Annotated in this window: 9 protein-coding genes; 3 read left to right on the forward strand and 6 right to left on the reverse strand. The window is 65.9% G+C overall.

What is annotated here, in order from left to right; all coding sequences use genetic code 11:
• Together DYI24_RS15110 and pdxR are read right to left on the reverse strand one after the other, a co-directional pair.
• Positions 1–572, reverse strand: a 572-nt coding sequence (locus DYI24_RS15110; RefSeq protein ID WP_164572868.1) for a YggS family pyridoxal phosphate-dependent enzyme, incomplete at its 3' end; no start/stop codon positions are given.
• Between the two features lie 162 nt (positions 573–734).
• Positions 735–2,225 (reverse strand): MocR-like pyridoxine biosynthesis transcription factor PdxR, encoded by a 1,491-nt coding sequence (pdxR, locus tag DYI24_RS15115; RefSeq protein ID WP_164572869.1) that lies wholly within the window; start codon positions 2,223–2,225, stop codon positions 735–737.
• A 106-nt stretch (positions 2,226–2,331) separates the two neighbouring features.
• On the opposite strand from pdxR, the gene DYI24_RS15120 reads away from it, so the two are divergent.
• On the forward strand, positions 2,332–3,564 hold the full coding sequence (locus DYI24_RS15120) for a benzoate/H(+) symporter BenE family transporter (protein WP_164572870.1): 1,233 nt from the start codon (positions 2,332–2,334) through the stop codon (positions 3,562–3,564).
• Positions 3,561–4,427 carry a pyridoxal kinase gene (gene pdxY / locus DYI24_RS15125; protein ID WP_164572871.1) on the forward strand — a complete coding sequence of 289 codons (867 nt, stop codon included), beginning with the start codon at positions 3,561–3,563 and terminating at the stop codon, positions 4,425–4,427. Before DYI24_RS15120 ends, pdxY begins: the two co-directional genes overlap by 4 nt.
• Positions 4,428–4,475: 48 nt before the next feature.
• Here pdxY and DYI24_RS15130 read toward each other — a convergent pair whose 3' ends face one another.
• Both DYI24_RS15130 and DYI24_RS15135 read right to left on the reverse strand, forming a co-directional pair.
• The gene (locus DYI24_RS15130; RefSeq protein WP_349627782.1) at positions 4,476–5,360 is read right to left on the reverse strand and encodes a DUF3471 domain-containing protein; all 885 of its coding nucleotides are present in this window, start codon (positions 5,358–5,360) and stop codon (positions 4,476–4,478) included.
• 166 nt (positions 5,361–5,526) lie between these two features.
• Positions 5,527–6,024, reverse strand: coding sequence for a collagen-like protein (locus DYI24_RS15135; protein WP_164572872.1), 498 nt, complete (start codon positions 6,022–6,024; stop codon positions 5,527–5,529).
• Between the two features lie 245 nt (positions 6,025–6,269).
• Between DYI24_RS15135 and DYI24_RS15140 the strand changes: the two genes are divergently transcribed.
• Complete coding sequence (locus tag DYI24_RS15140) at positions 6,270–8,336, forward strand: ATP-dependent helicase (RefSeq protein ID WP_164572873.1); 2,067 nt, start codon at positions 6,270–6,272, stop codon at positions 8,334–8,336.
• An 8-nt stretch (positions 8,337–8,344) separates the two neighbouring features.
• Here DYI24_RS15140 and DYI24_RS15145 read toward each other — a convergent pair whose 3' ends face one another.
• Both DYI24_RS15145 and DYI24_RS28800 read right to left on the reverse strand, forming a co-directional pair.
• The gene (locus DYI24_RS15145; RefSeq protein WP_107357514.1) at positions 8,345–8,668 is read right to left on the reverse strand and encodes a YdhR family protein; all 324 of its coding nucleotides are present in this window, start codon (positions 8,666–8,668) and stop codon (positions 8,345–8,347) included.
• A 72-nt stretch (positions 8,669–8,740) separates the two neighbouring features.
• The gene (locus DYI24_RS28800) at positions 8,741–8,863 is read right to left on the reverse strand and encodes a PA4824 family protein (RefSeq protein WP_502706348.1); all 123 of its coding nucleotides are present in this window, start codon (positions 8,861–8,863) and stop codon (positions 8,741–8,743) included.
• Between the last annotated feature and the right edge of the window lie 4 nt (positions 8,864–8,867).

Below are 8,867 nucleotides of genomic sequence, written 5' to 3' on the forward strand. Positions count from 1 at the left end.
CGTTCAGTGTCAGCGCTGAAGACCGCCAGCGTCATCAGGCCGCGTGGCTTGAGCCGTGGATAGTCGGACAGACGCTCGACAAACGGGACGAGATCACCGGGTGCAAGGCCGTATTTGCTGGCCTCGCCGGAGGTGTTCACCTGCACGAACACGTCGAGATCCCGCCCCTCCGCATCCAGGCGACGATTGAGCTCGTCGGCAAGCCGCAGACTATCGAGCGCGTGGAATTCGGAAGCGAACCGGACGAGATACTTCACCTTGTTAGTCTGGAGGTGGCCGATGATCGACCAGCGGATCGGCAGATCCGCGAGGATGGCGCGCTTGTCGCGGGCCTCCTGCAGCTTGTTTTCACCAAACTCGGAGATTCCGGCCGCATAGGCCAGGCGAAGCACATTCGCCGGCACCGTCTTGGTGACGGGCAAAAGACGAACATCCGCAGGGCTGCGCCCGCAGCGATCGCAAGCGGCCGCGATACGCTGGTGGACCAGCGTCAGATTGGCGGCAAAGACAGCGGCGGGATCCGCGCCGAAGCGTGCGATCTCGTCCGGGGAAAGCTCGAGGTTGGTAGGCATCGTATCCATCCGCCTCCGATCAATGAGGCTGGCCGGCGTCTTCCAATGTGGGTCCGCGGTTACAACCGGTGATCAATATTTAGCACGGGCGCGGTCTGGTTCTCCCGGCCATTTCCGGTTGCGACAGCCGGCCAATTTCGGGCAGAGCAACGCGCCGCGCAGTCAGGGTTTGATCGCCGCCCGAAGCGCTTTGGCGAGCTTCTTCACAGCGCCTTCGATTTCGAGCGGCGTGTACGCCGCAAAGCCCATCAGGAAGCCGGCCTCGCCGTCGCGGGCATGATGCAGCCCCGACAGCCCGAGCACCTCGATCCCCGCACGGTGTGCGGCTTCGACCGCAGTTCGCTCCGGCAAGTCACACGTCAGCACGCAGGGGAGTTGCAGGCCGCCGACCGGAACGCGCGGCTCGACAAGGCCGGACAGATATTTGCGGACGAGGCGGACGAGGACGTCCAGGCGCGTCGCATAGACACCGCGCATGGTGCGCACATGCGCGCCGAAATGGCCGCCCTCCATGAACCGGGCCAGCGTCAACTGCGCCATCGAGGCGCTGTGACCATCCAGGAGCGTGCGCGCAACCGTCATCGGCTTGACGAGCTGCGGCGGCAACACGACGTATCCAATCCGCAGGCCCGGAAACAGCGATTTGGTGAAGGTGCCGATGTAGATCGTCCGGTCGTGCGGATCGAGACCTTGCACGCACGCCGTCGGCTTGCCGGCGTAATGGAATTCGCTGTCGTAGTCGTCTTCGATGATCCACGTCTGGTGCCGCGCCGCCCATTCGATCAGTGCGAGGCGGCGGTCCAGCGCCAGCGTCGCGCCGGTCGGAAACTGATGGGACGGCGTCAGGAACACCGCCTTGGCCCGGCGCGGCTGGGCGGTGATCTGGTCGACGACAAGACCCAGACGATCAACCGGAATCGGAACGCACTCCACGCCTGCGGCATCGAATGCTTTGCGCGCGCCGTAATAGGCCGGATCTTCGATGAAGATCCGATCGCCGGGGTCAAGCAGCATATTCGCGCACAGCGACAGGGCCTGCTGCGAACTGGTCAGCACCAGGACGCGATCCGCGGAGGCGCGGGCCCCGCGTTCGAGGTTGACGTAGTCGGCGATGGCACGGCGCAGCGGCTCGCTGCCCTGCGGATCGCAATGAAGCAAGGTCTGCGCCCCCAGCTCTTTGCGGACCTGGCGCTCTAGCCGCTCCCAGAGCTGAAGTGGAAATGTCCGCGTTTCCGGCACGCCATGGACGAACGGCCTCGGCAACAGCTGCTCGCGAATGCCGCCGCTGCCGAACATCGCGGCTCCGCGCTTGCTGAGTTTCGGCGCCTGGTTGCCGAGTAGCGCGTCCCGCTGCGCGAGACGGCGGCCCGGCGTGAATTCCGTCATCTCCGCAACGAAGCTACCGCTGCCCACGCGCCGCTCGATGAAGCCCTCGGCGTGAAGTTGGCCATAAGCAACTTCGATCGTATCGCGCGACACCCCGAGCGATTCAGCAAGGGCACGCGACGCCGGCAGCGGCTTGCCTGCGCCCAGCGCACCATCGACGATCAGCTGGCGGATGGCACGCTGCACCCGCGCGTGCAGCGGCATCGCGGCATGAGCCGGATGCGCGACCCACGCTTTGACGGATTCGAGCTGGGAGTGCTTGAACAATTGGTCTGCCCTTGTGGCGGAGAATGGCCGGGCACATCAGGCCACCTGATGGCTAGATGTCAATCCATCGAGCTCGCCTCGCTTCCAGCAGAGGATTGTCGACCGCATGCCGTCCCGCCCCCCTCCTTCTCCGATCCGCCTCGGCGACCTCACCCACCCGGTTATCGCCGGCCTGATCTCGGTGATCGTCAACTACGGCGGCACGTTCATCCTGGTGTTTCAGGCTGCCAAGATCGCAGGACTCAGTCCCGAGCTGACGGCATCCTGGGTCTGGTCGATTTCGATCGGCGTTGGACTGACCGGATTGTTGCTGAGCCTGCACTATCGTGAACCGATCATCACTGCGTGGTCGACGCCCGCTGCGGCATTTCTGGTGACCGCGCTGGCGACGACGCCTTATGCCGAGGCGATCGGCGCCTACATGATCTCGGCGGCGGCGTTCGTCGTGCTCGGCCTGTCCGGCTATTTCGAAAAGGTGATCCGTCTGATTCCGCCCGGGATCGCATCGGGCCTGCTCGCCGGCATTCTGCTGCAGTTCGGGATCGGAGCCTTCGGCGGCGCCAGCGTTGATCCGTGGCTGGTCGGCTTGCTGATTGCCGCTTACGTCGCATTCAAGCGCTTCTCCGCGCGCTACGCCGTGGTCGGCATTCTGCTGCTCGGCCTCACGTTCCTGCTGACGCAAGGTCGCGTCGATCTCTCCGGGCTCAAACTCGTCTTCGCGGCCCCGGTGTTCAGCATGCCGGAGTTTTCGCTGAATGCGCTGCTGTCGGTCGCATTGCCGCTGTTCCTGATCACGCTCACCGGTCAATACATGCCGGGGATGCTGGTGCTGCGGAACGACGGGTTCAAGACCAGCGCCAATCCGATCGTCACCGTCACCGGTCTCGGCTCGCTGATCATGGCGCCGTTCGGTTCGCACGCCTTCAACATCGCGGCGATCACGGCTGCGATCGCCACCGGCCGGGAAGCTCACGAAGACCCGTCCAAGAGATGGATTGCCGGCATCGCGGCGGGCTGTTTCTATGTGCTGGTCGGCGTGTTCGGCGTCACGCTCGCTGCGGTGTTCATGGCGTTTCCTGCCACCTTCATCACCACCCTCGCCGGTCTGGCCCTGCTCGGCACCATCGGCGGCAGCCTTGCCGGGGCGATGGCAGACCCGACGTCGCGCGAGGCGGCCTTGATCACGTTCCTGGCCTCGGCCGCGAACATCAAGCTGCTCGGCATCGGCGGCGCATTCTGGGGCCTGCTGATCGGCGGACTCGCCTATGTTGTGCTCAACGGCCGCATACCTTATGGCGCGACAGCCGATCGCTCCGCCACCGAGGCGGCTGCAAAATGAACCGCGGAACGACGCCGATGACGACGTCCATCATCTCGATCCAGAGCCAGGTGGCGCACGGCCACGTCGGCAACAGCGCCGCCGTGCTGCCGATGCAGGCGCACGGGCTGAACGTGGCGGCGGTGCCGACGACGCTGCTCTCCAATCATCCGGGCCTCGGGAGCACGCGCGGCCGGGTGCTGGACGCCGAGCTGGTCGGCGAACTGCTGCGCGGGATCGAAGAACGCGGGCTGATCGAGACCAGCCGCTACATCGTGTCCGGCTATCTCGGCTCGCGCGCCAACGGCGAGGTGGTGGCGGCCTTCGTCAAACGCGCCCGACAACTCAATCCCGCCATCACCTACATCTGCGATCCAGTGATGGGAGATTCCCATGTCGGGGTGTTCGTGCCCGATGACGTTGCCGCTTGCATCTGCAACGAGCTCGTCCCGCTCGCCGATCTGCTGACGCCCAACCAGTTCGAGGCCGGACTGATCGCCGGCCACCCGCTGGCGACATGGTCAGAGCTCAAGGTCACGGTCGATAAAATGCAGGCCTGGCGGGGAGCCCGTGTCGTCGTGACCAGTTGCAGGCTGGTGGATACGCCCGACGGCACGCTGGAGAACATCGTGTTCGAAGGCATGAACTCCACGCGACTGCCGTCGCCACGCCTGGAGCTGGCGGCGGCCGGAACGGGAGACCTCTACACCGGCCTTCTGATTGCGGGCCTCGCACGCGGTCTCAGCCTGGTCGATGCCGCCCGCCGCGCCGCCGCCATCGTGCTCGACGTGCTGAAACGCACCATCGCCGCTGGTGAACGCGAGATGCAGCTTGCCAGCGTCATCGATGCACTGAACCCCGCCTTTGGCGAGCCTCTTCAATAGCTCCGGAAGATCCCTCATCGAGCACTTGGAGTACCACCGCTTCAAGCGTTAAAGCCCTGGCGCGACCCACGCGGTCGAAATCGCGCCGCGGCCATCGAGGCCGATCCGCCAGTACAGCGGCCGCCGCTCGTGCTGCACCAGATAGACATCAACACCGCCATTGCCGACGCCGACGAACTCGACGGTCCGAACCGCGCCGGCCTCGCCGATCTCCTCGTGCAACTTTGCCAATTGCTGTCTGGTGGCGTTGGCCAGCACCTCAGTCATCTCATCGTAGTTGGGCTGACCGGTGTAGATTCCGTCGATCAGTCGGCGCAGCGCAGCTTCCGTGCCGGGGCTCGGGAGGTTACTCGTCAGTTTCTGAGCGAGATGCTGTTCGATCCGCCGAGCCTCGTCCGCATCGATACGCGGCATCGGAATATCGAGTCCGTTCTGATGCAGCATCCGCGATTGTGCCACGCCTGAAGAGTCAGTCACAAAGCTGATCTGCGCGTCGACGACCTTGGCAAAGAACTGTGTGCGGCTCTCGGCGAACAGCGGCACGCCTGGCTGCCCGGTCAGCCGCGACACCAACCGTTCGCCCTCTCGGCCGATCGTCATTACGCCCTGATTGGCGAGCTCGTAGAAACCGACGTAGCGATCCAGGATCGCCGGATCGAGCCGCACTTCCTCGCGCTCCGGGCGTCGCGTCGCCTCCCCTGCGGACTGGACGGCCGCCGACAGCACATTCCAGTTCTGGCAGCCCAGAACCTTGGCAATCAGCTCCAGACTCTCACTTCGGGTGAGTTCGGCTTTCGGCTTGATGGCCTCGCGCAACGTCTGCGCCATGGCCTTTGCGTCGCGGAAATCGCGCATCATGAACCCTCTGCAGGGCGAACTGATCAGGTCAGATGCTTGCGTTACTGACTCCGTTCGCCTCGGCAAAGGGGACACGGGTCGCTCTGATACGTTCACCATTCCCCTGAAGGGGCGCAAGCGGCGGGTCGTATCTACCCGCAGCGACACTGGCGCGCGCCGGGCTTGATGTCAAACGCTGGCGTAACCCGCACGATCGCGACCGCGCGGCGATGCCGCGCAGCCGGATCGCATGCGAGCTCGATCAGTTTTTCGGCGCGGCTTCGCCGGCTTCACCCTTCGGGCCGGCAGGGCCAACGGCGCCAGAGGGACCAGCCGGGCCGGCAGGTCCCGCGGGACCGGCAGGACCAGCATCTCCCTTCGGGCCGGCGGGACCCGCCGGGCCGGCAGGACCAGCGGGGCCGGCCGGACCTGGAGCGCCGGCTGCGCCCGCTTCGCCCTTCGGACCGCGCGGTCCGCAATTGGCAACCAGCAAGCCGGTCAGGGTTTCGGTGCCCGACTTCAGGTCGAGCTTGCAGGTCTCGGGGACGTCCGACAGCGAGAATTTGAAACGACGCGACGACGAGCTCTTGGCCTTGTCGCCGGTACCGACGACCTCGACCTCCTGGCCGGCCTTGGTGGTCTTGCCGGTGATCACCAGCTTGCCGCTCTCGATCGCCAGCGTGTCGATCTCCAGCGCCGAGGCCGCGCCGGAGGTCATCGCCAGGATCGCGGCTCCGACCAGAATGGATCGTCTTGCCATCAACTTCTCCCCACCTGTTGCAGTGACGCTTGCGCGTCGTGTCCATCGCCAAGGCGGCCGCCCGCGGTCGCCACAACCGAGGATAGCCGAATGGATGGCGGAGCATAGCCGGGGCAGCGCGACATTTTTGCTACGAGCCGCACAGCTCGCCGTGGACACCGGTGTGTGACACCCGCGCCATGCCGGGATTGCGAACAAAGCAGGAATCTGGGAGCGTCCATCCTTCACCCGACAGGCGCTGATTCGTGTCCTTGCCCGCTCCGATCCTCGATGGCCTCAATCCCGAGCAGCGCTGCGCCGTCGAGCACGGCGCGGGGGCGGCTGCCTGCCCGCCACTTCTGGTGATCGCGGGCGCCGGCAGCGGCAAGACCAACACGCTGGCTCACCGGGTCGCGCATCTCGTCGTCGGCGGCGCCGACCCGTATCGCATCCTGCTGATGACGTTCTCGCGCCGCGCCGCCGCCGAGATGACCCGCCGGGTGGAGCGGATCGCCCGCAAAGTGCTCGGCGACCGCGCCTCAGTGCTGAGCGGCGGGCTGCATTGGGCCGGCACCTTCCACGGCATCGGCGCCCGGCTGCTGCGCGACTATGCCGAGCGGATCGGGCTTGATCCGGGCTTCACCATCCACGACCGCGAAGACTCCGCCGACCTGATGAACCTGGTCCGCCACGACCTCGGCTTCTCCAAGACCGACAGTCGATTTCCGGCCAAGGCAACGTGCCTGTCGATCTACTCGCGCTGCGTCAACGCCGGCCAGCCGCTCGATGTCGTGCTCGGCGCCAACTATCCATGGTGCGCAGGCTGGGCCGCCGAGCTGAAGCAACTGTTCGCGGCTTATGTCGAAGCCAAACAGCGCCACAACGTGCTCGATTACGACGACCTGTTGCTGTACTGGGCGCAGGTGATGGAGGAGCCGGCCTTCGCCGCAGAGATCGGCGGCCGGTTCGATCACGTGCTGGTCGACGAGTATCAGGACACGAACGCGCTGCAGGCGCGGGTGCTGCTGGCACTCAAACCAAATGGCGCGGGCCTCACCGTGGTCGGCGACGATGCCCAGGCGATCTACTCGTTCCGCGCCGCCACGGTGCGCAACATCCTCGACTTCCCGAAGGCCTTCAATCCGCCCGCTCGCGTGGTCACGCTGGACCGCAACTATCGCTCGACCCAGGCGATCCTGTCGGCCGCCAATGGCGTGATCGATCTGGCGCGCGAGCGTTTCACCAAGAACCTATGGACCGATCGGGCCGAAGGTTCGCGACCGCTGCTGGTCGGCGTCCGCGACGAAGCCGATCAGGCGCGCTACATCGTCGAGCGCGTGCTCGACGCCCGCGAGGGCGGCGCGACGCTGAAGCAGCAGGCGGTGCTGTTCCGCACCTCGTCACATTCCGCGCCGCTGGAGCTCGAGCTGACCCGGCGCAACATCCCATTCGTCAAATTCGGCGGGCTGAAGTTCCTCGATGCCGCGCACGTCAAGGACATGCTGGCGCTGCTGCGCTTCGTGCAGAATCCGCGCGACCGCGTCGCCGGATTCCGGGTGATGCTGCTGATGCAGGGCATCGGCCCGGCGTCAGCGCAGAAGGCGCTGGATGCAATGACGGCCGCGGCCGATCCGCTCGGCACGCTGGCCGCCCTGCCCGCACCGCCGCGCGCCGGCGCCAACTGGCGCTGCTTCGTCGAGGCGGTCCAGGAGCTGCGCAGCGGCAATGCCGGCTGGCCGGCCGAGATCGAGCGGGCGCTGATCTGGTACGCGCCGCATCTCGATCGCATTCACGAGGATGCTGAAACCCGCAGGGCCGATCTGGTGCAACTGGCGCAGATCGCCTCGGGCTATCCGTCGCGCGAGCGCTTCCTCACCGAGCTGACGCTTGATCCGCCGGACGCAACCTCCGATCAGGCCGGTGTGCCGACGCTCGACGACGACTATCTGATCCTGTCGACGATCCATTCCGCCAAGGGCCAGGAATGGAAGCAGGTGTTCGTGCTCAACGTCGTCGATGGCTGCATGCCGTCCGACCTCGGCACCGGCACCTCGGCCGAGATCGAGGAAGAGCGCCGCCTGCTTTATGTGGCGATGACCCGGGCGAAGGACGATCTGCACCTCGTGGTGCCGCAGCGTTTCTTCACCCACGGCCAGAACGCCCAAGGCGATCGCCACGTTTATGCGTCGCGCACCCGGTTCATCCCCGAGCGGCTGCTGCCGCTGTTCGAACGCACCAGCTGGCCGCGCGTCGCGCCTGAAGCCGCAGCAGCGGCGGCGCAGCGCGGCCCGCGTATCGACATCAACTCGCGGATGCGGCGGATGTGGACCTGAGCGCGCGATCACGCCGCCGCGCTGGTGGTGATGGTGCCGCCGTCGGCGTTGTCGACGATCACCGGGCTGTCGAACCAGCTCATCACCGGCTCGGCGCCGTACAAGGCGGCGACGCGGGCGCGCCATTCGCCGCCATAGACGGCTTCGGCAGCCTCGCGGCTCTCCCACAGGTAGATGCCTCCGGCGGTCGCGCCGTCCTCGGAGCGAATGTAATATTTGCGGATCAGGCCCGGCAGCTTCTGGTATTTCGGCGCGCTGCTCTCGAACCGCTTCTTTGCCTCCTCCAGGCTGATCGGCGTCGCCATGTGAAACTGCACGACGGTGGTGATCATCGGAACCTCCTCGGATTTTTCCGGCATCTTAGCGCAGTCGGCGCCACGCTGTCTCTGCCTGCCGCGGCCCGGCTATTTGAACGCTTCTGGAAACCGCACCGTGGTGCCGAGCGTGATCCAGCGGGCATTTTCCCCGGTGATGTTGTGGCCGACGATCAGGTCCATCGAGAAAATCTCATTGGGCCGCCAGCGCACGCCC

Origin of the sequence: Rhodopseudomonas sp. BR0C11, from assembly GCF_010820945.1 — a bacterium.
Classification (GTDB): domain Bacteria; phylum Pseudomonadota; class Alphaproteobacteria; order Rhizobiales; family Xanthobacteraceae; genus Rhodopseudomonas; species Rhodopseudomonas palustris_H.